The sequence below is a fragment of the Janibacter limosus genome, assembly GCF_004295485.1.
Taxonomy (GTDB): domain Bacteria; phylum Actinomycetota; class Actinomycetes; order Actinomycetales; family Dermatophilaceae; genus Janibacter; species Janibacter limosus_A.
In genome coordinates this window covers 1,917,142-1,938,986 of record NZ_CP036164.1, presented here as the reverse complement: position 1 = coordinate 1,938,986, position 21,845 = coordinate 1,917,142, and the positions used below count along the sequence as shown (strand labels likewise).

Below are 21,845 nucleotides of genomic sequence, written 5' to 3'. Positions count from 1 at the left end.
CGAGACCCTGCCCCCTCCGTCAACGACGAAGGGGGACAATGCCTCTCATGACCTCGCCGTCCACGCTGCTCACCGAGGCCCTGCACCGCGAGGGCGTGTCCGACGCCCGCACCGATGCCCTGACGATCGGCATGTACGCCACCGACGCGGGCATCTACCGCGTCCCGCCGCGCGCGGTCGTCTTCCCCCGGCACACCGACGAGATCGCCGCGACCCTGTCGGTCGCCCGCGAGCTGGGCATCCCGATCACCGCACGCGGAGCCGGCACCTCGTGCGCTGGCAACGCGGTCGGCCCCGGCATCGTCATCGACACCGCACGCCACCTCGGGCGGGTCCTCGAGGTCGACGCGGACGGTGCGGGCGGCGGGTCCGCTCTCGTCGAGGCCGGCACCGTCCACGCCACCCTGCAGGCCCGCGCCCGCGAGATCGGCCTGCGCTTCGGCCCCGACCCGAGCAGCCACAGCCGCTGCACCGTCGGCGGCATGATCGGCAACAACGCCTGCGGCAACCGGGCCCTCGGCTACGGCCGCACCAGCGACAACGTCATCGGGATGGACCTGCTGACGGCGGCCGGCATGCACCTCACGGCCACCACGGGGGTGGCGGGGGGGCGCCCTTCGCTCACCGGCGACGACGCCCTCGTGGCCCGCCTGACCCGGCTGGCCGACGACCACCTCGACACCGTGCGGACCAAGTTCGCCACCTTCGGTCGACAGGTCTCGGGCTATGCCCTCGAGCACCTCGCCCCCGAGCGCGGCCGTGACATCGGCCGGATGCTCATCGGCTCGGAGGGGACCCTCGCGGTCGTCACGCAGGCCCGCGTGCGCCTGGTCACCGACCCGCCGGCCACCAGCCTCGTCGTGCTCGGCTTCCCCGACATCTACGCGGCGGGAGACGTCGCCCACCTGCTCAAGGGGCTGGGCGCGGTGGCTGCAGAGGGCATCGACTCGCGCATCGTCGACGTCGTGCGCACCCGCCGCGGTGAGCACGCCGTCCCCGACCTGCCCCGCGGCGCCGCGTGGATGCTCGTCGAGGTCCCGGGCGAGGACGCTGCCGCCGCCCATGCTGCCGCCGAGCGGGTCCGCCGCGAGATCGAGCACACCGACTCCCTCGTCGTCACCGACCCGGCGCATGCCCGGGCACTGTGGAAGATCCGCGAGGACGGCGCCGGTCTGTCCGCGCGCTCACCGCGTGACCGTCCGGCCCACGCTGGCTGGGAGGACGCCGCCGTCCCGCCGGCGCGCCTGGGGGACTACCTGCGGGCCTTCGACGCCCTGCTCGAGGAGCACGACGTGCAGGGTCTGCCCTACGGGCACTTCGGCGACGGCTGCCTGCACATCCGCCTCGACATCGACCTCGACGCGCCCGATGCGACCGACCGCTACCGCCGGTTCGTCGAGGACGCGGCCGACCTCGTCGCGGCCCACGGCGGCTCGCTCTCCGGCGAGCACGGTGACGGCCGGGCCCGCTCGGCGCTGCTGCCGCGCATGTACGACGCCGAGACCATGGGCCTCTTCGGCTCGGTCAAGCGCGCCTTCGACCCGACCAACCTGCTCAACCCGGGCATCCTCGTCGACCCGGCGCCCGTCGACGCCGACATCCGCATCCCCGCGGCCCACAAGGTCACCGTGCCGCTCGCCTTCGGCTACCCCGAGGACGGCGGCGACTTCAGCCAGGCCGTGCACCGGTGCACCGGCGTCGGCAAGTGCCGCGCCGCCGGCACGTCGACGACGGTCATGTGCCCGAGCTATCTCGCCACGGGGGAGGAGAAGGACTCCACCCGTGGTCGCGCCCGCGTCCTGCAGGAGATGCTCAACGGCTCCACGATCACCGGCGGCTGGAGCGCACCCGAGGTCCACGACGCCCTCGACCTGTGCCTGTCGTGCAAGGGCTGCTCCAGCGACTGCCCGACCGGCGTCGACATGGCGACCTACAAGTCCGAGGCACTCCACCAGACCTACAAGGGCAAGCTGCGCCCGCGCAGCCACTACACGCTCGGCCGGCTGCCGCAGATGGCTCGCCTGGCGGCCCGCGCCCCCCGTCTCGTCAACGCCATGACCTCCCTGCCGGGGCTGAAGAAGCTCACCCTGCCCGCCGCCGGCGTCGACCCCCGCCGCAGCATCCCCAGCTTTGCGCGCACGACCTTCCGCTCGTGGGCGCGAGACGAAGGGATGATCGCCTCCGCCGCGCAGGCGACGGGCACCGACCACCCTGTCGCGCTCTTCGTCGACTCCTTCACCGACCACTTCTCGCCGCAGGTGGGGCGGACCACCGTGGCGCTGCTGCGCGAGGCGGGGTTCACCCCCTTCGTCCCGGCGGAGTCGCTGTGCTGCGGCCTGACCTTCATCTCCACCGGGCAGCTCGACGCGGCGCGGTCGACGCTCGACGACGCCGCCCGCACCCTGGGCCCGGTGGTCGCGGCCGGCATCCCGGTGGTCGGCATGGAGCCCAGCTGCACCGCGGCGCTGCGCCACGACCTGCCGCGCCTCGTGGACTCCGCGCTCGCCCGGCAGGTGGCCGGTGGGGTGCGCACCGTGGCCGAGGTCCTCACCACGGCCATCGACGAGGGCCGCTGGAGCGCGCCCGACCTCGCCGGCACCGAGGTCGTCGCCCAGCCGCACTGCCACCAGCACGCGGTGATGAGCTGGGCCGCCGACGAGGCCCTGCTGGCGCGCACCGGCGCCACGGTCACGCGGCTCGGTGGCTGCTGCGGTCTCGCCGGCAACTTCGGCGTCGAGCTGGGCCACTACGAGGTGTCGGTCAAGATCGCCGAGCAGCAGCTGCTCCCGGCGATCGACGCCGCGGGCAAGGACGCGGTCGTCCTGGCCGACGGCTTCTCCTGCCAGACCCAGATCGCCGACCTGTCGGAGCGCACCGGCATGCACCTGGTCGAGCTGCTCGCCCGCGTGAGCCCCCGCTGAGTGGAGGTATGCGCGCGGACGAATGACCCGCGCGTCGGCATCCACCCCCGGCGAGGGGCGAAGGGGGAGCACCTACCCTTGTCGCCATGGCCGCACAACGCACTCCCGATGGTCCGCCACCACCCCCGGCGGTGCAGAAGCTGCGCATCCAGTACGCCCGTCGCGGGCGGCTGCGCTACTCCTCGACCCGTGACTTCGGGCGCGCCCTCGAGCGCGCCCTGCGCCGCTCGGGCGTGCCGATGGCCTACTCGGCGGGCTTCCACCCGCACCCAAAGATCTCCTACGCCAACGGCGCGGCGACCGGCGCGGCCAGCGAGGCGGAGTACTTCGAGATCTCGGTGACCGAGCAGGTCGACCCCGACGCGGTCGCTGCCGCGCTCGACGAGGCCCTGCCCGAGGGCCTGGACATCGTCTCGGTCGTCGACGCCCAGCCCGGTGCCCTGGCCGATCGGCTGCAGGCCAGCCGGTGGCTCCTGGAGTTCCCCGGTGTCGAGCTGGCCGATCTGGAGCGTGCCGTCGCCGGGTTCATGGCCCAGGAGCACGTCGAGGTCGAGCGCATGTTCAAGAAGGGCCTGAAGAGCTACGACGCGCGCGGGCCGGTCGAGCGGGCCGTCACAGGGGTGGCTGAGGACGGTTGTGCGATACTGACGATGGTCGTGCGGCACACCACACCTGCCGTTCGCCCCGACGACGTCCTCAGCGCGATCGCCGCTGCCACCTCGTTCGTGCCACCGCGCTCGCCCAGAGCGACGCGACTGGCGCAGGGGATCTGGAGCAGCGAGACCGAGAGCGTGGCCGATCCACTGGCCGCCGACTGAGACGACGCCGGCCCTGACGGGGTGCCGCGCTCAGCGCGAGCCCCGCCGAGGCAACACGGATCTTTTCGCGGGCGCGACGCGCCCGCCACGCCGCACAGCGGTCGGGTTGCACCCCAGGGTGCCGGTGTCGGGATCCGGTCGAGGTGCAGGAGGTGCCGCATGGCCACCGACAACGACAACCAGCGTGACGAGTCCTTCGAAGAGGACGTCACCACCGCCGAGGACGAGACCACCCAGCAGCCGGCTCCGGTCGCGGCCGTGCCGTCCTTCGGACTGCTCTTCCAGCCGCCGACGACCGTCGCCGCGCCGCCGCGCCGCCGAGCCCCAGAGCCGGAGCCTGCGGACGAGGACTCCTACGAGGACGACGTCGACACGCGCGACGAGCGTGGCAGCGACCGCAATGATCGCGACGACCGCAATGATCGCGACGACCGCAATGATCGCGACGACCGCAACGATCGCGACGACCGCAGCGAGCGCGACGAGAGCAACGACTCCAGCGACTCCAGCGAGTCCAGCGACGACGACAACACCCAGGGCGAAGGGGGCCGCCGTCGCCGTCGTCGTGGTGGCCGGGGCCGCAACAGCAACAACCGCTCGACGGACTCCTCCGATGACGGCTCCGCCGCGTCCGGCGACGCCTCCTCGAGTGACACCACCTCGAGCGACGCCTCCTCGAGTGACAGCGACTCCTCGAGCGATGACACCTCGTCCGACACCTCGGACGACGACTCCTCCGACGAGGGCTCGGGCAACGGCAACAACGGCGGCGGCAGCAGCCGCAACCGGGGTCGTGGCCGCGGTCGGGGTCGGGGCAACAAGCAGCAGGACGAGCCCACCGACGACTCCGACGCCGACGACACCTCCGCCGAGGACGACTCCGACGACAGCGACGACTCCGACGACGACGGCGGCTCGAGCTCGCGTCGTCGCCGGCGTCGTCGGCGTGGTGGCAGCGGTGGCGGCAACAACAACGGCGGCAGCCGGCAGGAGGACCCGCCCGGCACCACGACCCGCGTGCGCGAGTCGCGCCGCGACGAGGTGCAGTCGATCAAGGGCAGCACCCGCCTCGAGGCCAAGAAGCAGCGTCGCCGCGAGGGCCGAGAGCAGGGTCGTCGCCGCACGATCATCACCGAGGCCGAGTTCCTCGCCCGCCGCGAGAGCGTCGAGCGCGTCATGGTCGTGCGCCAGCAGGGCGAGCGCACCCAGATCGCGGTCCTCGAGGACGGCGTGCTCGCCGAGCACTATGTCTCCCGTGAGACGACGTCGACCCTGGTCGGCAATGTCTACCTCGGTCGGGTGCAAAACGTGCTGCCGAGCATGGAGGCCGCCTTCATCGACATCGGCAAGGGCCGCAACGCCGTGCTCTACGCCGGTGAGGTCAACTGGGAGGCGCAGGGCGTCGGCAACGGCCAGGCCCGTCGCATCGAGAACGCCATGTCGGCCGGCGACTCGGTCCTCGTCCAGGTCACCAAGGACCCGGTCGGTCACAAGGGTGCGCGCCTGACCTCGCAGATCTCCCTGCCGGGCCGCTACGTGGTCTACGTGCCCGAGGGCAGCATGACCGGTATCTCCCGAAAGCTCCCGGACACCGAGCGCTCGCGGCTGAAGGCGATCCTCAAGCAGGTCGTCCCCGACAGCGCCGGTGTCATCGTGCGCACCGCTGCGGAGGGCGCCTCCGAGAAGGAGCTGACCGCCGACGTCGAGCGGCTCACCAAGGCCTGGGACAAGGTCAGCGAGGCGGCCGAGACCAAGAAGGTCAAGAAGGGCTCCTCCGGCGGTGCGCCCGTGCTGCTGCACGCCGAGCCCGACATGACCGTCCGGGTCATCCGCGACATCTTCAACGAGGACTTCGCCTCGATGGTCGTCTCGGGCGAGAGCGCCTGGCGCGAGATCAAGGGCTATGTCGACGCCGTGGCCCCGGACCTGTCCGACAGGCTCGAGCAGTGGACCGGTGAGGGTGACGTCTTCGGCGCGCACCGGGTCGACGAGGGGATCTCCAAGGCGATGGACCGCAAGGTCTGGCTGCCCTCGGGTGGCTCGCTCGTCATCGACCGCACCGAGGCGATGACCGTCGTCGACGTCAACACCGGCAAGTTCATCGGCTCCGGGGGCAACCTCGAGGAGACGGTCACCAAGAACAACCTCGAGGCGGCCGAGGAGATCGTGCGTCAGCTGCGGCTGCGCGACATCGGCGGCATCATCGTCGTCGACTTCATCGACATGGTCTTGGAGGCCAACCGCGACCTGGTCGTGCGTCGCCTCCTGGAGTGCCTGGGACGCGACCGCACCAAGCACCAGGTCGCCGAGGTGACCTCGCTCGGCCTGGTCCAGATGACCCGCAAGCGGGTCGGGGCCGGACTCATCGAGGTCTTCAGCGAGGAGTGCGAGCACTGCCAGGGCCGCGGCATCATCGTGCACAGCGAGCCCGTCCACCACGACCCGGGCGGTCACGCGGGGGGCAACCACGGCGGTAGTGGCGGCGGCAACGGCAACGGCGGCGGCAGGTCCCGTCGTGGCCGGTCGAAGGGAGAGTCCGACTCCTCCCAGCAGCGTCAGGAGCCCGTCGAGGAGACCACCGACGCCAACGGCCGCACCGCGGCCCAGATCGCTGCGGCGGCCCACGCCGCTGCGATCAAGAACATCTCGGGGGAGCCCGGCGAGGACGATGTCGCCGAGCTCGAGGTCCCCGCGCTCGACCAGCCCGTGGTCGAGGAGCCGGCGCCCGAGGAGGCGACGGCACCGGAGCCGGAGGCCCCGAAGCGTCGTCGTGGTGGCCGTCGCGCCGCCTCGAGCGCCGGCGCCCCGGTGGCCCTGGAGCCGGTCGACCTGACCCCGGCCACCGAGCCCGAGCCCGAGGTGGCACCGGAGCCGGTCGAGGCAGCAACGCCGGAGCCGGAGCCCGCGCTGGAGACCGAGCCGGAGCCGGAGCCGGAGGCCCCGAAGCGTCGTCGTGGTGGCCGTCGCGCCGCCTCGAGCGCCGGTGCGCCGGTCGCGCTGACGCCGGTGGATCTCACGGCCCCCGTCGAGACGCCGGCTGCCCCGATCACCAAGGTGGCGGGGGAGTCGGGCGAGGCCCCGACCACCCCGGTGGCCGACCCCGAGCCGGCTGCTCCGGCCCGTCCCAAGCGCAAGCGGGTGACGTCGCAGGCCGGTCCGCCGCAGGCCTGACCGCACCGGTTCTCCGGTGGCGCGACGACCACGGGCCCATGGGGAGTGTTCCCCATGGGCCCGTGGTCGTCGTCTGGGTAGGGTCGTGCTCGACGACAGGGGACACCACACGTGAATGCATCGGTGACGCACGGCGCGGACTCGACGAGACTGCGTGAGATCGGCGACCAGCTGATCGCCGAGGGCAGGTGGCTCAGGGAGTTCGAGCAGCAGGGCAGCGCACAGATCGCCGTGCTGGCGGACGCCTGGTCAGGGCAGGACTCCGCAGACTTCGCACGCGACTGGGACGTGGCGCGGCAGCGGCTGGAGGAGGCGGGAGCTCTCCTGCAGCACTCCGGCGCACAAGCTCGGGCACAGGCCGCGGACCAGGACTCGGCGAGCGGCGGCTCGGATGGGATCTCGCCACCGGTGCCGGGGCCCAAGGCGCCGCAACGACCGCCGGACGTCGCGGCGAACCTCCAGGACCGGCTGGAGGCCATGACACCGCAGGAGCGGGCGGCCTTCCTCGCGAGTGACGAGTTCCGAGACCTGGCGACCGCTGACCCGGAGGGGACCAAGGAGGCGCTCGACCAGGCCTTCGACGACGGGCTCTTCGAGGACGACCCACAGCCGTACGCGGACTACCTCGAGCAGTACTGGATCGACCAGGCCCTGCGTGAGGCGGGCATCGACCCGGCGGAGTGGGATCCGACGCAGGGGTTCGAGGGCAACGAGGAGATCATCACCAAGGTCTACGAGTACTACGGTCAGCTGTACCTGGACAACCCCGACCTCTCATGGGCGGCCATGGCCAACATGATCGGGCCGAGCTTCGCCGGTGGCTTTGCCGACCTCGGCATGATGCGCGAGATCGCGCAGCGCGTGGAGCAGGGGGCCCAGGTCCTCCCGGAGCCGGACCGCACCCTCATGCGCGAGCTGGCGTCGATGAGCGACGAGGACCTGAAGTTCTACGAGACGAGCCTGCTGTCCATGCAGCAGGAGATCTTCTTCGACCAAGGATCGATGCACCAGGCCTATGTGGACGGGGGCATCGAGGAGATCGAGCGGATGCACGCCGCCGGTCTTGTCGACGACAACTCACTGCAGGCCTGGGAGGGGATCGACTCCGGTGACCCGGATCGGGTGGCGGACGGCAACCACCGGCTCCTGTGGCGCGAGCAGAACCAGATCATCGTCGACGACTACCAGAACATGTACCACCACATGCCGACCGGGCCCGCCGTCACCTACGGGATGACCCTCATCGGTGCACCGACCATCCCCGGGGCGCGGACCTTCGGACAGGTCTTCCCGGTCACGGTGGACGTCGAGACCGCCGGTCCCCAGAACATCCCCTTCACGTCGCGGGACAACCCCCTGCAGGGGACGGTCACGGTGACCACACCCCTTCCCAACGGCAACGTCGCCGACCAGTCCTCGCGCTGGGCCCTGATCGAGCAGGACACCTGGCCGGCCTTCACGGACCTGTCCGAGGACGAGATCCGCACGATCGTCGAGTCCGACTTCGACACCCGGCTCCAGGAGGGCCGGCCCAGCCACAATGTCGACGAGATCGTCCTGCGCCTCCTGCGCGGGTTCGACGTCGACGCGCGACAGTAGGGTGCGACCCATGATGGACAGCTCGACCTTCTCGACCGCGGGTGTGGAGACGATCCACCGGGAGCGCGCGGCCGTCATCGACCTCACCCGCGGCTGGCCGGACGCCGAGCAGCTGCTCGGCGGAGACCCCGGTCCAGTCTGGGATGTCGATGCTCCCCTCGACCGGCCGGTCTCGGTCACGGTCATCGGCCCCGACGCGAGGCTGCGCGTGGACGCGACGACCATCCGCCTCCACCTGGGCGTCGACGGCACGATGTCGGTCGTCGGGCTCACCCGACCCTTCGACGACCGTGATGCGGCGGCCGACGAGGTTCGGCGCACCGCGCAGGCCGCAGGGATGGAGGAAGCCCCCACGGACGCGCTCGTCGCACGTCTGGCCTCGGGGCCGGTCGAGCGCCGGAGGCGACACGGACTGAGGGCCGGGGAGGCCCTCGGCGTGCGGGTCGGCCTCACGGTCCACCGCATGCCCGCCCGAGCCGACGTCCCCGCGCTGGAGGTGCTCGAGTGGTCGGTGACGCCCCTCGAGTCCGGGCCATCCACGACTCCCGAGGCACCCGCCGAGACCGAGGAGAGCCAGTGGCTGCGTCTGTGAGGGCGGTCGCCACGGGCGTCGCAGCGCTTGCTCTCACCGGCTGCTCGGCGAGCCTCGGGTCGTCCGACGGCGCCACCACGGGCACCGGGGACAACTCCTCCTTCACGGCGGCCGGGGTCGAGCACATCGAGGACGAGGGCCGGGCGGTCATCGACCTGCGTGCCCCCATCACGGCCACGGATCTCGGCGCCGGCGACGGGCAGGTCCTGCGCGACGTCGACGTCCGAGGCGAGGACCCGATAGATGTGACCGTCCGCGGCAGTAGGGGAGACCTCGTCGTGCCTGCCGATGTCATCAGGGTGCTCGTCGGCGCGGACGGCAGCGAGGTGCAGAGCATCGCCCTCTTCGAGGACCAGGACGACACGGCGGCGCTCACCACGCGTCTGAAGACGGTCGGCGACACCGTGGGTGTCGACGGATCGGCCCTCGACTCCTACGTCGCGTCCGTCGGGGAGGGCCGGCAGGAGGTCTGGCTCAACGGTGGTGAGAGCCTGGGTTTCACCGTCGGGCTGCACCCCGTGGACGAGCCGGACGGCGAGCACGTCCTCGAGTACCAGCTGACTGCGCCCGGGTGAGCGCACCCCCCTTCGGCCAGCGTTTTGCCGGTGGTGGGGGTGGCCGGTAGTCTTTGCTCTCGGTGCGCCCACCGAGCGGACGCTTCGTGCCTTGGCACGGGGACTGTTGGCCGGTCAGACAGAGCGAGTGCACCTGAACCGAAAGTGAGTTCCACTGATGTACGCGATCGTTCGCGCGGGTGGCCGCCAGGAGAAGGTTTCCGTCGGCGACACCATCCTCATCAACTCGATCAAGGGCGAGGCTGGCGACAGCATCGACCTCAAGCCGATCCTCGTCGTCGACGGCACGACCGTCACGAGCGATGTCGACAAGCTGGCCAAGGTCAGCGTCACGGCCGAGATCCTGGGTGCCGCCAAGGGCCCCAAGATCACGATCATGAAGTACAAGAACAAGACCGGCTACCGCAAGCGCCAGGGTCACCGCCAGCCGCTCACGCAGCTGAAGATCACCGACATCAAGGCCTGAGCCTTCTTCTTCAACAGTTAGGAACCCACTGACATGTCTTCCAAGAAGGGTGTGTCCTCGTCCCGCAACGGACGCGACTCCAACTCCCAGCGCCTCGGCGTCAAGCGGTACGGCGGCGAGATCGTCGGCACCGGTCAGATCATCGTGCGCCAGCGTGGCACCCACTTCCACCCGGGCGACAACGTCGGCCGTGGTGGCGACGACACGCTGTTCGCCCTCGCGGACGGCTCGGTGACCTTCGGCGCCAAGCGCGGCCGCAAGATCGTCAGCGTCCTGCCGGTGGACTCCGCCAGCTGACGCGACACCATGCATGCGCGAAGGGGGCGGGTCCGCTGACCTGCCCCCTTCGCCGTACCCGCACCAAACCCACAGATCAAGAAGAGGTGAGGTCGTGACGACCTTCGTCGATCGCGTCACCCTGCACGTCGAGGCCGGCAAGGGCGGCCACGGCGTGGCCTCCGTGCACCGCGAGAAGTTCAAGCCGCTCGGCGGCCCCGACGGAGGCAACGGCGGGCACGGCGGCGACGTCATCCTCGTCGTCGACGACCAGGTCACGACCCTCCTCGACTACCACCGCAGCCCGCACCGCAAGGCCACCAACGGCGCGCCCGGCGGTGGCGACGAGAAGAACGGCGCCAACGGCGGCGACCTCGTCCTGCCCGTGCCGGCCGGCACCGTGGTCACCGACGTGCACGGTGACGTCCTGGCCGACCTGGTGACCCCGGGGTCCCGCTTCGTCGCCGCCCAGGGCGGCCGCGGCGGGCTGGGCAACAAGGCGCTCTCCAGCGCCCGCCGCAAGGCGCCCGGCTTCGCCCTGCTCGGCGAGCCCGGGCAGTCCACCGACGTCGTGCTGGAGCTGAAGTCGCTCGCCGACGTCGCCCTCATCGGCTTCCCGAGTGCCGGCAAGTCCTCGCTCGTGTCGGTGCTGTCCGCGGCCCGACCCAAGATCGCCGACTACCCCTTCACCACGCTCGTGCCCAACCTCGGTGTGGTCACCGCGGGCGATGCGCGCTACACGGTCGCCGACGTGCCCGGTCTGATCCCCGGCGCGAGCGAAGGGCGGGGCCTGGGCCTGGAGTTCCTCCGCCACGTCGAGCGCTGCTCGGTCCTCGTCCACGTCATCGACTGCGCCACCCTCGACCCGGGGCGCGACCCGATGAGCGACCTCGACGTCATCGAGGCCGAGCTCGCCGCCTATGTCGCCGACGACACCCTCGGCGGCAAGCCGCTGTCGGAGCGCACCCGCATCGTCGTGCTCAACAAGTCCGACGTCCCGGACGCCCTCGACCTGGCCGAGATGGTCAAGGCCGACCTGGAGGAGCGCGGCCTGGAGGTCTTCATCGTATCCGCGGTCGCGCACACCGGGCTGAAGGAGCTGACCTTCGCCATGGCCCGCCACGTGCAGGCCGCGCGCGCGGAGATCTCGATCGACATCGTCCCGCAGCGCACCATCCTGCGGCCCAAGGCGGTCGACGACGCGGGCTTCGTCGTGCGCAAGGAGACCACCCCGGACGGCGAGGTCTTCCACGTGGTCGGCGACAAGATCACCCGCTGGGTCTTCCAGACCGACTTCGCCAACGACGAAGCGGTCGGCTACCTCGCCGACCGCCTCAACCGCGCTGGCGTCGAGGAGCAGCTGACCAAGGCCGGGGCGGTCGCCGGCTCGGCCGTGCTCATCGGGCCCGAGGACAACGCCGTCGTCTTCGACTGGGAGCCCACCATCGTCGGTGGCGCCGAGCTGCTCGGCGGTCGCGGCACCGACCTGCGCTTCGAGGACAACAGCCGCCGCACGACCCAGGAGCGTCGCGAGCAGTTCCACGCCCGCAAGGACGCGCAGACCGAGGCCCGCGAGGGCCTGTGGACCGAGCGCCAGGCCGGGCACTGGACCGAGGACGACTGATGCCGGCCGATGCCCGCGGAGCGGTCGCCCGCGCCGAGCGCATCGTCGTCAAGGTCGGCTCGTCGTCGCTGACGAGCGCCGCCGGGGGAGAGCTCGACGTCGCTCGCCTCACGGCGCTCGTCAACGCCCTGTCCGCCCGCCGGGGTGAGGGCACCCAGATCGTGCTCGTCTCCTCCGGCGCCATCGCGGCGGGCATCGGTCCGCTCGGCATGACCACCCGCCCTCGGGACCTGGCCCGCCAGCAGGCCGCGGCGAGCGTCGGCCAGGGGGTGCTGCTGTCGGCCTACGACCGGGCCTTCGGCCGGCACGGGCACCTCATCGGCCAGGTGCTGCTGACCGTCGACGACATCACCCGTCGCACGAGCTACACCAATGCCAAGCGCACATTCGACTCCCTGCTCGACCTCGGGGTCGTCCCGATCGTCAACGAGAACGACACCGTGGCCACGCACGAGATCCGCTTCGGTGACAACGACCGGCTCGCGGCCCTCGTCGCCCAGCTGATCCACGCCGACGCGCTGCTGCTGCTCACCGACGTCGACGCCCTCTACACCGCCGCGCCGGGCACCCCGGGCGCCGAGCGGGTCACCGTCGTCTCCGACCCGGCACAGCTCGAGGCGATCTCGATCGGGGGGACCGGGTCAGCGGTCGGCTCCGGCGGCATGACGACGAAGGTCGAGGCGGCGACGATCGCCAACGCCGCGGGGATCCCCGCAGTGCTCACCTCGGCCGACCGCGTCACCGAGGCGCTGGCTGGCGAGGACGTCGGCACCTTCTTCGCACCGCACGGACGCAAGCGCGGCTCCCGCGCCCTGTGGCTCGCCCACGCGACCACACCCCGCGGATCCATCCAGATCGACGAGGGTGCGGTCACCGCCCTTCGTGATCGTGGTCGCTCGCTGCTGCCCGCAGGCATCACCGGGTGCACCGGCTCCTTCGTCGACGGCGACCCGGTCGACGTCGTCGGCCCGGACGGCACGGTCATCGCCCGCGGCCTGGTCAACTACACCTCGGGCGAGCTGCCGCACCTCATGGGCCGCAGCACCAAGGAGCTGGCCCAGGCGATCGGGCCGCAGTACGAGCGTGAGGTCATCCACCGGGACCACCTCGCGCTCCTGTGAGCCTCAGCGCACCCGCGTGACCTCGAACTGCATCCGCGGGTGGGCGTAGGACTCCTGCGCCTGGACCAGCTGCAGCTCGCGCTTGCCGGAGTCGAGGGTGAGCTCCAGCAGGTCGAAGACCGCCGAGACGGTCGCGCCCAGCGACTCCTGCAGCGACCGGGTGCGCAGCCAGTGGCTCGTGAAGAGCGCCGCGGTGACGTCGCCCGAGCCGTTGGCCTTCAGCGGCAGGTGCGGGGTGCGCACGATCCACGCCTCGTCGTGGTGGCAGGCGAGCATCTCGATGGTGCCCTCGGGCCGGTCGGGGCGCAGCACCGAGGTGACGAGCGCCGTGCTCGGGCCCATCGCGCGGGCGGCATCGACGGAGGCGAGCGTCTCCTCGAGCGAGTGCGGCTCGGTGCCGGTGAGGTAGCCCAGTTCGAACTGGTTGGGCGTGATGAGGTCGGCGTGCGGCACGACCTTCTCGCGCAGGAGCACGGGGATCGACTCGTGGACGAAGCAGCCGGAGGTCTCGTTGCCCATCACCGGGTCGCAGGCGTAGATCGCCTCGGGGTTGGCCGCCTTGACCTGGGCGACCGCCTCGAGGATCGTCGCGCCGATGCCCTCGCCGCCCTGGTAGCCGGAGATGACGGCGTCGATGTCGCCGAAGGCCTCGCGCTCACCGATGCCCGTGATGACGTCCGCGACGTCGGCCGGGTCCATCAGCGGGCCGCGCCACGCGCCGTACCCGGTGTGGTTGGAGAAGTTGACCGTGTTGACCGGCCAGACCTCGACACCGAGGCGCTGCATCGGGAAGACGGAGGCGGAGTTGCCGACGTGTCCGTAGGCGACATGGGACTGGATGGAGAGGATCGTGGTCACCTCGGCATCATCTCACCGCCTCGGCCTACCCTGTGGCCATGAGTGACAGCACCGCCGTCGTCCGGGACCTCGCGCAGCGGGCCCGCACCGCCTCCCGCCACCTCGCCCTGCTGACCCGCGCCGACAAGGACGCCGCGCTCCTGGCGCTCGCCGACGCCGTCGACGCAGCCACCGACCGGGTCGTCGCGGCCAACGCCGAGGACCTGCAGCGGGGACGCGAAGGGGGGATGGCCGCCGGCCTCCTCGACCGCCTCGCCCTCGACGCAGACCGCGTGGCCGCCGTGGCGCAGGCCCTGCGGGACGTGGCCGGCCTGCCCGATCCGGTGGGGGAGGTCGTGCGCGGCTCGACGCTGGCCAATGGGCTGCAGATCCGCCAGGTCCGGGTGCCGATGGGCGTCATCGGGATGATCTACGAGGCCCGGCCCAATGTCACCGTCGACGCTGCCGGGCTGGGGCTGAAGTCCGGCAACGCGATGATCCTGCGCGGCGGCTCCGCCGCGGCGAGCACCAACCGGACCCTCGTCGACACGCTGCGCTCGGCGCTCGCGGCGCAGGGGCTGCCGCAGGACGCCGTCCAGCTCCTGGAGGGCGGCCACGACGCGGTGACCGCGCTGATGACCGCCCGCGGGCTCGTCGACCTGCTCATCCCGCGCGGGGGAGCGGGCCTGATCCGGGCCGTCGTGCTCGAGTCGACCGTCCCGGTCATCGAGACGGGCGTGGGCAACTGCCACGTCTACGTCGATGCGGCGGCGGACCTCGGCAAGGCGCTGGCCATCACGGTCAACTCCAAGACCCACCGCCCGAGCGTGTGCAACTCGGCGGAGTCCCTGCTCGTGCACCGTGAGGTCGCCGAGCAGTTCCTGCCCAAGGCCCTGGCCGAGCTCGCCGGCGCGGGCGTCGTCCTGCACGGTGACCCCGCGACCGCGCAGCTGGCCACCGAGGGGATCGAGGTCCTCCCGGCGACCGACGAGGACTTCGACGCGGAGTACCTGGACCTGCAGATGTCGGTCGCGGTCGTCGACGACATCGACGCGGCCATGGAGCACGTGCGCCGGCACGGCTCGGGCCACACCGAGGCGATCGTCACGGAGGACCGCGGCGCCGCTCGCCGCTGGACCGCCGAGGTCGATGCGGCGGCCGTGATGGTCAACGCCTCCACGCGCTTCACCGACGGTGGCGAGTTCGGCTTCGGTGCGGAGATCGGCATCTCGACGCAAAAGCTGCACGCCCGCGGCCCGATGGCGCTGCCGGAGCTGACCACTACGAAGTGGGTCGTGGAGGGCGACGGGCAGATCCGCGGCTGAGCCCCCCTGCGCGCACCACCCCTGACGCTGGCCGAGGGCCCTCTCCGTCGATGGAGAAGGCCCTCGACCGTGTCCGTGGCACGTTCCCTCGCGGGCCCTGCGGCGACTGCAGGCACGACATCGGGCACGAGGCCGCGACGTCGCGGTGACACGTGGACCAGGAGGCGCCGACACTGCTCGAGTCGCCGGTGCCCGGCACGGGGGTGGCCCCGTGCGGGCGTGCAATGTCGTTATCCCTGTGGTCCTGCCGGCCCCCGAGAGCGGGTGGGCACCCTCCCCGAGCGGCCGCGGTGTGAGGTCTGTTCTACGCGTCCTGGACCACTGACGGCAACAGCAGGGCGCACCCATCGCCGAGCGGACACCACCCACAGACCTGTCCACAGGAAGACCGGGATGTCCTCGCCGTCCCCCACCGGCCTGTGGATGACGACGGTGGACAACGTCCGGGTAGCATGGGCCTCATGCTGAGCACCTTCGCCTCCCTCGTCGCTGAGTCCAACGAGCTGCCTGTCCCGCCCGCCATGTACGGCCTGTTCGCCCTGCTGGTCTTCGCGATGATGCTCGGCGTCCTCTTCGCCTTCCGCCAGGCCGCGACCAAGCTCCCCGCCGAGCACAACACCGTGGCCCACGACGAGCACGGGCCCGACGCCGAGGACCAGCACTGAGCAAGCGCCTCGGCGTGATGGGTGGGACCTTCGACCCCATCCACCACGGCCACCTCGTGGCGGCCAGCGAGGCGGCGTCGCGCTTCGACCTCGACGAGGTCGTCTTCGTGCCGACCGGTGAGCCGTGGCAGAAGGCCGACAAGCAGGTCAGCCCGGCCGAGCACCGCTACCTGATGACGGTCGTGGCGACCGCCTCCAACCCGAGGTTCACCGTCAGCCGGGTCGATCTCGACCGTGACGGACCGACCTACACCAGCGACACCCTGCGTGACCTGCGTCGGGTGCGCCCCGATGACGAGCTCTTCTTCATCACCGGCGCCGACGCCCTCGCGCAGATCCTGTCGTGGAAGGACGTCGACGAGCTGTGGGACCTGGCCCACTTCATCGGCGTCACCCGTCCCGGGTACACCTTGAGCGAGTCGGGCCTGCCCGAGGACAAGGTGACCCTCCAGGAGGTGCCCGCCATGGCGATCTCCTCCACCGACTGCCGCCAGCGCGTCAGCGACGGCGAACCAGTCTGGTACCTCGTGCCGGACGGCGTCGTGCAGTACATCAACAAGTACGAGCTCTACACAGACGACCGGAAGTGACCGACACACCGTGGTAGCCACCCAGCACGCCCTCGACCTTGCGACCACCGCCGCCCGCGCGGCGGCCGACAAGCTCGCGACGACCATCACCGGACTCGACGTGTCCGGGCAGATGCCCCTCACCGACATCTTCGTCATCGTCTCCGCCGACAACGAGCGCCAGGTGCAGGCGATCTCCGAGGCGGTCGAGGACACCCTGCGCGAGGAGGCGGGCGTCAAGACGCTGCGCCGAGAGGGCCACGGCCCCGGCCGCTGGGTCCTGCTCGACTTCGGCGACATCGTCGTGCACTGCCAGCACGACGACGAGAAGGACTTCTACGACCTCGAGCGCCTCTGGCGCGACTGCCCGCACCTGGACCTCGGGGCGGTGGGCTCGCAGCAGGCCGAGGGCCAGCAGTGAGCGACGCCACCCGCCGGATCTCTGCGGAGGCCGTCGGCGGCACGAAGGGGGAGCCCCGTCGCCTCATCGTGCTGCGGCACGGTCAGACCGGCTCCAACCTCAAGGGCATCTGGCAGGGCCAGCTCGACCACGAGCTGACCGACCTGGGTCGTGAGCAGGCGCGCGCGGCCGCGGCGGCGATCGCCTCCCTTCGTCCCACCCGCGTGGTCTCCTCGGACCTCGTGCGCGCCCGCGACACCGCTGACGAGGTGGCTGCCGCCAGCGGCGGCCTGCAGGTGACCACGGACGAGCGGTGGCGCGAGATCCACGCCGGAGGCTGGCAGGGCCTCACGGCCGCGCAGGTGTACTCGCAGTACCCGCAGGACGCCGACAAGCTGATCAGCGGCGAGGACTTCAAGCGCGGCGGCCACGGTGAGTCCCTCGCCGATGTCGGCGCGCGCGCCCGCGCGGCCCTCGACGAGCTCCTGGCGTCGATGGACCCGGGGGAGTGCGTCGTCATCGCCACCCACGGCGTCACCGGACGCTCGCTCGTCGCCGAGCTCGTCGGGCTCGACCAGAGCACCGCCTGGCGGGTGCTCGGCGGCTTCGGCAACTGCCACTGGGCCAGCCTCGAGGAGGGGCGTGCCGGGTGGCGGATCACCCAGTGGAATGCCTCCGCCGAAGGGCTGTGAGCCCCCGGCGCCACTCGATTTGGTGATCGAGGGGGGCCTATGGATATAGTCTGGCAGTCCCCTTCGGGGGAAACCCACTCGGGGCTGTAGCGCAGTTGGTAGCGCACCTCCATGGCATGGAGGGGGTCAGGGGTTCGAATCCCCTCAGCTCCACCAGTGGTAGAGCACAAGGCCCGGACCGACACGGTCCGGGCCTTGTGCGTTCCCGTACCTTTGCGCCCATGCGCGATGTCACCCTCCGACCCGTGGGCGCCGGGGTGGTCACGGCCCTCGTCGGCTTCACGAGTGCCTTCGTCATCGTCCTGGCCGGTCTCGAGGCGGTTGGCGCGAGCCATGCCCAGGCCGCGAGCGGGCTCATGGCCGTCACGGTGCTCATGGCGCTGGGCTCGATCGTCCTGTCCCTGTCCACCCGCCTGCCGGTCACCATCGCGTGGTCGACGCCCGGCGCGGCGCTGCTCGCCTCCACCGGCGCCGTCGAGGGCGGCTGGCCCGCCGCCGTCGGAGCCTTCGTCGTCACGGGCGCCCTCGTCGTCATGACCGGGCTGGTCCCGGCGCTGGGCGCCCTCATCACCCGCATCCCCGCCGCCATCGCGCAGGCGATGCTCGCGGGCATCGTCCTGCAGCTCTGCCTGGGGCCCGTGACGGGCATGGCAGCCAACCCGTGGGCCGTGGGGCCCGTCGTGCTCGTGTGGCTCCTCGCGCTACGCTTCCTGCCCCGGTGGGCCTCGCCCCTCGCCTTCGTCGCGGCTGCCGTCGTCATCGCGGTCCACCTCTCCCTGGCGGGGACTCCCGTGCACGCGGCGGCCCTCGTGCCGAGGCTGGAGCTGACGGCGCCCGCCTTCACCCTCGGGGGGCTGGTCGGCATCGCCCTCCCGCTCTACCTCGTGACGATGGCCTCGCAAAACGTCCCGGGCATGGCGGTGATGCGCGGCTTCGGCTACGAGGTGCCGTGGCGGCGCTCGATGCTCGTCACCGGTGTCGGCACGGTCGTCGGTGCCCCGGCAGGTGGTCACGGCATCAACCTCGCGGCGATCAGCGCTGCGCTCGCGGCGGGCCCGGAGGCGGGGGAGGACACCTCGCGTCGGTGGATCGCCAGCGTGACCTCGGGCGTGCTGCTCGTCCCGGTCGGGATCGCCTCCGCGGCCTTCGCCACGCTCGTCTCCCTGGCCCCGGAGGGCGTCGTCCCGGCCGTCGCCGGGCTGGCCCTCGTGAGGACGCTCGCGGTCTCGCTCAAGGCGGCCCTCGCCGAGCCCGCGGACCACGTCCCGGCCGTCACCTCCTTCGTCATGGCCGCCTCGGGGATCGCCATCGCCGGCATCAGCGCCGCCTTCTGGGCGATCGTCGTCGGGCTCGTCGTCAGGGGAGTCCTGCGCTCGCACCGCGCGCGTGCATGATGGCTGGATGAGCACCGTCCACACGATCGGTCACTCGACGCGGCCCGTCGACGAGTTCATCACTCTGCTGCACGAGCTCGGCATCACGCGGGTCGTGGACATCCGCACCGTGCCCAAGTCGCGGCACAACCCGCAGTACTGGCATGACGCCCTCGAGGCGTCCCTGACCGAGGCGGGGCTCGGGTACACGCGCATCGAGGAGCTGGGCGGTCTGCGCAAGCGCCGACCGGACTCGGTCAACACGCAGTGGCGCAACGCCTCCTTCCAGGGCTATGCCGACCACATGGGCACCGAGGAGTTCGAGCGGGGCCTGGCCCGGCTGCTGGAGATCGCCGAGGCGGAGTCACCGGTCATCATGTGCGCCGAGGCGGTGCCCTGGCGCTGTCATCGCTCGCTCGTCGGCGACGCGCTGCTCGTGCGGGGCGTCACCGTCCTGGACATCATCGGGGACGGCGCGCCCAAGGAGCACACGCTGACCTCCTTCGCCGTCGTCGACGGAACCAGGGTGACCTACCCGGGCACCGCCGACGAGGACTGAGCCTCGACGAGGAGCGAGGTCAGCGCGCCTGCGCGTGGTACTCGTGGTTGGGGACCATGCCCAGGGCGCTGGAGACGCGGTTGGTCATGTTGAACATCCCGATGACCTGGACCGCCTCGAGGATCTCGTGCTCGTCCAGACCGGCCTCACGCATCGGTTCCAGGTCGGCGGCCTCCACGGAGCCCGGAGCCGTCGTGAGCAGCTCGGCGTACTCGGCCATCGCCCGCTGACGGTCGCTCAGCTCGGCCTGGCGCCAGTTGACCGCGACGAGGTCGGCCATCACCGGGTCGCCCGAGTACTCGCGCAGGGCCGCCCCGTGGGAGACGGCGCAGTAGGTGCACTGGTTGATGCCGCTGACGACGACCGCGATGAGCTCGCGCTCGGCATTGCTCAGGTGGCCCTCCTTGTTGACCAGGAGGTTGAAGTACTTCCACCACGCCTCGAACTGGGCGCCGTTGAGCGCCTGAGCGCGAAAGACGTTGGGGATGAAGCCGAAGGCCTCCTTGGACTTCGACCACAGCCGCTGGACGCCCTCGGGTACGTCGTCCACGTCGGGGACTCGGAGGAAGGAGATCGGACGCTGTTGTTGACCCATGACGGCAACGTACCGGGTCCGGGAGGGAGCACCATGGGAGGACACATCCCCGTCGAAGGAGCCATCATGGAGTCTCTGTCACTGACCGATCTGGCGCAGGAGCACCTGGGCAAGGCACGAGAGGGATCCGCCGGACGCAGCGCCGTGACGGTCCACGGTCACCATGACTTCGTCCTGCGTCAGACCCTCATCGCCCTCCTGCAGGACCAGGCCCTCGCCGAGCACGACAGCCCGCGGGAGGCGACGCTGCAGGTGCTGCACGGGCGGGTGCGCCTGACCGCTGGTGAGGACACCTGGGAGGGCGGCGTGGGGGAGATGCTCGTCATCCCGCCGGCTCGGCATGACCTGCTGGCCCTCGAGGACGCCGTCGTGCTGCTCAGCGTCGGCACCGGGGCGTGACGTCTGCTCGCGCGCTCACCGCCCTCGGGGCCTTGGGTGTGGTCGCGGGTGGGCTCGTCGCGGCCGTCACCGGTCCGATGGACTGGACGAAGGGGAGCTGGGCTGCGGCCTATCTCGTGCTCGTCGTCGGTGTGGCCCAGTACGTCATGGGTCGCTTCCGGGCGGTGGACGACGGGGACGACCGGGCCGGTTGGGTGCAGCTGGCCGGCTGGAACCTCGGCAGCGCCCTCGTGATCGGCGGCACCCTCGTCACGACGCCGCTGCTCGTCGACGGCGGGTCGGTGCTGCTCGTCGTCGCGTTGGTCCTCGCCCTGCGTGCCCGGGTCGCGAGGGTGCCGTCAGCGGCCGCGCTCGCCTACCGCGCCCTGCTCCTGGTCCTGGCGATCAGCATCCCCGTCGGGATGGTGCTGTCACACCTGCGCAGCTGAGATCTCGAAGAGCCGAGCAGCGTTGTCGTGCAACACCTTGCGCTCCCACTCGCCGCCCAGACCCAACCCCCGCACGGCGTCGACCGCGTGCTCGTAGGGGTAAGGGATGTTGGGGAAGTCGCTGCCGAAGAGCACCCGGTCACCGAGCGCGGCCAGGTCGTCCAGGCGCTCGCGGGGGAAGGGGGACGTCTCCTCGGTGAAGTCCGTGAAGGCCATCGTCGTGTCGAGGCGCACATCGGGGTGCTCGGCGCAGATGTCGAGGAAGTCGCCGTAGTCGGGCATGCCCATGTGGGCGATGACGAGCACGAGACCCGGGTGGCGCTGCAGCAGGTCGCGTACGGACTCCGGCCCGGTGAAGCGGCCGGGTGCCGGGCCGTTGCCCGCGTGCATGACGATTGGCGTGCGGCTGCGCTCCAGCACCGGCCACACGTCGTCCAGGAGCGGGTCGGCCAGCGAGTAGTCACCGACCTGAACGTGGGCCTTGAAGATCCGTGCACCGGCCTCGATCGCGGCCGCCGTGTAGTCCGCTGCGCCCGGCTCGGGGTAGAAGGTCGCCGAGTGCAGCACGTCGTCGTGCTGTGCCGCGAACTCGCTCGACCAGTCGTTGAGCCACTGGGCCATCCCCGGCCGGTGGGCGTAGTTGAGCGAGGTGAAGGCCCGCACACCGAGCGCTCGCAGGGTGGCCAGGCGGCTCCCTTCGTCCTCGCGGTACGTGATCGGCCACGCCCGCCCGAGGAGCGGACCGGCCGAGTCGAAGTAGGCCCACACCTTGTCGAGCACCCGCTGGGGCATGAAGTGGGTGTGGATGTCGATGATCTCCGGCAGGTCGCGCGCGTCCAT

The 21,845-nt window shown here is 71.4% G+C and carries 22 protein-coding genes and 1 tRNA gene; 20 read left to right on the top strand and 3 right to left on the bottom strand.

What is annotated here, in order from left to right:
- Nucleotides 1–47: 47 nt before the first annotated feature.
- The 10 genes from EXU32_RS09265 to proB all read left to right on the top strand — a co-directional run bounded on the left by EXU32_RS09265 (nucleotide 48) and on the right by proB (nucleotide 13,163).
- Nucleotides 48–2,921 (top strand): FAD-binding and (Fe-S)-binding domain-containing protein, encoded by a 2,874-nt coding sequence (locus EXU32_RS09265; protein ID WP_130629643.1) that lies wholly within the window; start codon nucleotides 48–50, stop codon nucleotides 2,919–2,921.
- 86 nt (nucleotides 2,922–3,007) lie between these two features.
- Nucleotides 3,008–3,739 (top strand): TIGR03936 family radical SAM-associated protein, encoded by a 732-nt coding sequence (locus EXU32_RS09260; RefSeq protein WP_165399630.1) that lies wholly within the window; start codon nucleotides 3,008–3,010, stop codon nucleotides 3,737–3,739.
- A gap of 159 nt (nucleotides 3,740–3,898) precedes the next feature.
- Complete coding sequence (locus EXU32_RS09255) at nucleotides 3,899–6,910, top strand: Rne/Rng family ribonuclease (protein WP_130629642.1); 3,012 nt, start codon at nucleotides 3,899–3,901, stop codon at nucleotides 6,908–6,910.
- Between the two features lie 111 nt (nucleotides 6,911–7,021).
- Complete coding sequence (locus tag EXU32_RS09250; protein ID WP_130629641.1) at nucleotides 7,022–8,509, top strand: WXG100 family type VII secretion target; 1,488 nt, start codon at nucleotides 7,022–7,024, stop codon at nucleotides 8,507–8,509.
- A 10-nt stretch (nucleotides 8,510–8,519) separates the two neighbouring features.
- On the top strand, nucleotides 8,520–9,101 hold the full coding sequence (locus tag EXU32_RS09245) for a hypothetical protein (RefSeq protein WP_130629640.1): 582 nt from the start codon (nucleotides 8,520–8,522) through the stop codon (nucleotides 9,099–9,101).
- On the top strand, nucleotides 9,086–9,676 hold the full coding sequence (locus EXU32_RS09240; protein ID WP_130629639.1) for a hypothetical protein: 591 nt from the start codon (nucleotides 9,086–9,088) through the stop codon (nucleotides 9,674–9,676). The genes EXU32_RS09245 and EXU32_RS09240 overlap by 16 nt, the downstream gene beginning before the upstream one ends.
- Before the next feature lie 157 nt (nucleotides 9,677–9,833).
- Nucleotides 9,834–10,142, top strand: a complete 309-nt coding sequence (rplU, locus tag EXU32_RS09235; protein ID WP_130629638.1) for a 50S ribosomal protein L21 — start codon at nucleotides 9,834–9,836, stop codon at nucleotides 10,140–10,142.
- A 33-nt stretch (nucleotides 10,143–10,175) separates the two neighbouring features.
- Complete coding sequence (gene rpmA / locus EXU32_RS09230) at nucleotides 10,176–10,439, top strand: 50S ribosomal protein L27 (protein ID WP_130629637.1); 264 nt, start codon at nucleotides 10,176–10,178, stop codon at nucleotides 10,437–10,439.
- Nucleotides 10,440–10,533: 94 nt separating this feature from the next.
- A complete protein-coding gene (obgE, locus tag EXU32_RS09225; RefSeq protein ID WP_130629636.1) occupies nucleotides 10,534–12,042 on the top strand; it encodes a GTPase ObgE in 1,509 nt (502 codons plus the stop codon).
- Nucleotides 12,042–13,163, top strand: a complete 1,122-nt coding sequence (proB, locus tag EXU32_RS09220) for a glutamate 5-kinase (protein WP_130629635.1) — start codon at nucleotides 12,042–12,044, stop codon at nucleotides 13,161–13,163. Before obgE ends, proB begins: the two co-directional genes overlap by 1 nt.
- A gap of 3 nt (nucleotides 13,164–13,166) precedes the next feature.
- Here proB and pdxY read toward each other — a convergent pair whose 3' ends face one another.
- Entirely contained in the window at nucleotides 13,167–14,021 is an 855-nt protein-coding gene (gene pdxY / locus EXU32_RS09215; RefSeq protein WP_130629634.1) for a pyridoxal kinase PdxY, read from the bottom strand.
- Nucleotides 14,022–14,059: 38 nt separating this feature from the next.
- Here pdxY and EXU32_RS09210 point away from each other — a divergent pair, with 38 nt between their 5' ends.
- The 8 genes from EXU32_RS09210 to EXU32_RS09175 all read left to right on the top strand — a co-directional run bounded on the left by EXU32_RS09210 (nucleotide 14,060) and on the right by EXU32_RS09175 (nucleotide 19,583).
- A complete protein-coding gene (locus EXU32_RS09210) occupies nucleotides 14,060–15,325 on the top strand; it encodes a glutamate-5-semialdehyde dehydrogenase (protein ID WP_130629633.1) in 1,266 nt (421 codons plus the stop codon).
- A gap of 461 nt (nucleotides 15,326–15,786) precedes the next feature.
- A complete protein-coding gene (locus EXU32_RS09205) occupies nucleotides 15,787–15,990 on the top strand; it encodes a hypothetical protein (RefSeq protein ID WP_130629632.1) in 204 nt (67 codons plus the stop codon).
- 17 nt (nucleotides 15,991–16,007) lie between these two features.
- Nucleotides 16,008–16,580, top strand: coding sequence for a nicotinate-nucleotide adenylyltransferase (nadD, locus tag EXU32_RS09200; protein WP_242612745.1), 573 nt, complete (start codon nucleotides 16,008–16,010; stop codon nucleotides 16,578–16,580).
- A gap of 10 nt (nucleotides 16,581–16,590) precedes the next feature.
- Nucleotides 16,591–16,980: a ribosome silencing factor gene (gene rsfS, locus EXU32_RS09195; protein ID WP_130629630.1), complete on the top strand. Its 390-nt coding sequence runs from the start codon at nucleotides 16,591–16,593 to the stop codon at nucleotides 16,978–16,980.
- Nucleotides 16,977–17,651, top strand: a complete 675-nt coding sequence (locus tag EXU32_RS09190) for a histidine phosphatase family protein (RefSeq protein WP_130629629.1) — start codon at nucleotides 16,977–16,979, stop codon at nucleotides 17,649–17,651. The genes rsfS and EXU32_RS09190 overlap by 4 nt, the downstream gene beginning before the upstream one ends.
- An 80-nt stretch (nucleotides 17,652–17,731) precedes the next feature.
- Nucleotides 17,732–17,807: transfer RNA gene (locus EXU32_RS09185), tRNA-Ala, on the top strand.
- A 65-nt stretch (nucleotides 17,808–17,872) separates the two neighbouring features.
- Entirely contained in the window at nucleotides 17,873–19,045 is a 1,173-nt protein-coding gene (locus tag EXU32_RS09180; protein ID WP_165399629.1) for a benzoate/H(+) symporter BenE family transporter, read from the top strand.
- 7 nt (nucleotides 19,046–19,052) lie between these two features.
- Complete coding sequence (locus EXU32_RS09175; protein ID WP_130629628.1) at nucleotides 19,053–19,583, top strand: DUF488 domain-containing protein; 531 nt, start codon at nucleotides 19,053–19,055, stop codon at nucleotides 19,581–19,583.
- A gap of 19 nt (nucleotides 19,584–19,602) precedes the next feature.
- Here EXU32_RS09175 and EXU32_RS09170 read toward each other — a convergent pair whose 3' ends face one another.
- A complete protein-coding gene (locus tag EXU32_RS09170) occupies nucleotides 19,603–20,178 on the bottom strand; it encodes a peroxidase-related enzyme (RefSeq protein WP_130629627.1) in 576 nt (191 codons plus the stop codon).
- Nucleotides 20,179–20,244: 66 nt separating this feature from the next.
- Here EXU32_RS09170 and EXU32_RS09165 point away from each other — a divergent pair, with 66 nt between their 5' ends.
- Nucleotides 20,245–20,577: a cupin domain-containing protein gene (locus EXU32_RS09165; RefSeq protein ID WP_130629626.1), complete on the top strand. Its 333-nt coding sequence runs from the start codon at nucleotides 20,245–20,247 to the stop codon at nucleotides 20,575–20,577.
- Nucleotides 20,574–21,005, top strand: a complete 432-nt coding sequence (locus tag EXU32_RS09160; protein ID WP_130629625.1) for a hypothetical protein — start codon at nucleotides 20,574–20,576, stop codon at nucleotides 21,003–21,005. The genes EXU32_RS09165 and EXU32_RS09160 overlap by 4 nt, the downstream gene beginning before the upstream one ends.
- On the opposite strand, the gene EXU32_RS09155 is transcribed toward EXU32_RS09160, so the two are convergent.
- Nucleotides 20,988–21,845: an amidohydrolase family protein gene (locus tag EXU32_RS09155; protein WP_130629624.1), complete on the bottom strand. Its 858-nt coding sequence runs from the start codon at nucleotides 21,843–21,845 to the stop codon at nucleotides 20,988–20,990. The genes EXU32_RS09160 and EXU32_RS09155 overlap by 18 nt on opposite strands.

Coding starts and splice junctions, on each gene's coding strand:
- EXU32_RS09265 (WP_130629643.1), top strand. CDS start 48: ATGACCTCGCCGTCCACGCTGCTCACCGAGGCCCTGCACCGCGAGGGC.
- EXU32_RS09260 (WP_165399630.1), top strand. CDS start 3,008: ATGGCCGCACAACGCACTCCCGATGGTCCGCCACCACCCCCGGCGGTG.
- EXU32_RS09255 (WP_130629642.1), top strand. CDS start 3,899: ATGGCCACCGACAACGACAACCAGCGTGACGAGTCCTTCGAAGAGGAC.
- EXU32_RS09245 (WP_130629640.1), top strand. CDS start 8,520: ATGATGGACAGCTCGACCTTCTCGACCGCGGGTGTGGAGACGATCCAC.
- rplU (WP_130629638.1), top strand. CDS start 9,834: ATGTACGCGATCGTTCGCGCGGGTGGCCGCCAGGAGAAGGTTTCCGTC.
- rpmA (WP_130629637.1), top strand. CDS start 10,176: ATGTCTTCCAAGAAGGGTGTGTCCTCGTCCCGCAACGGACGCGACTCC.
- proB (WP_130629635.1), top strand. CDS start 12,042: ATGCCGGCCGATGCCCGCGGAGCGGTCGCCCGCGCCGAGCGCATCGTC.
- EXU32_RS09210 (WP_130629633.1), top strand. CDS start 14,060: ATGAGTGACAGCACCGCCGTCGTCCGGGACCTCGCGCAGCGGGCCCGC.
- EXU32_RS09205 (WP_130629632.1), top strand. CDS start 15,787: ATGCTGAGCACCTTCGCCTCCCTCGTCGCTGAGTCCAACGAGCTGCCT.
- nadD (WP_242612745.1), top strand. CDS start 16,008: ATGGGTGGGACCTTCGACCCCATCCACCACGGCCACCTCGTGGCGGCC.
- EXU32_RS09180 (WP_165399629.1), top strand. CDS start 17,873: ATGCGCGATGTCACCCTCCGACCCGTGGGCGCCGGGGTGGTCACGGCC.
- EXU32_RS09175 (WP_130629628.1), top strand. CDS start 19,053: ATGAGCACCGTCCACACGATCGGTCACTCGACGCGGCCCGTCGACGAG.
- EXU32_RS09170 (WP_130629627.1), bottom strand. CDS start 20,178: ATGGGTCAACAACAGCGTCCGATCTCCTTCCTCCGAGTCCCCGACGTG.
- EXU32_RS09165 (WP_130629626.1), top strand. CDS start 20,245: ATGGAGTCTCTGTCACTGACCGATCTGGCGCAGGAGCACCTGGGCAAG.
- EXU32_RS09155 (WP_130629624.1), bottom strand. CDS start 21,845: ATGGACGCGCGCGACCTGCCGGAGATCATCGACATCCACACCCACTTC.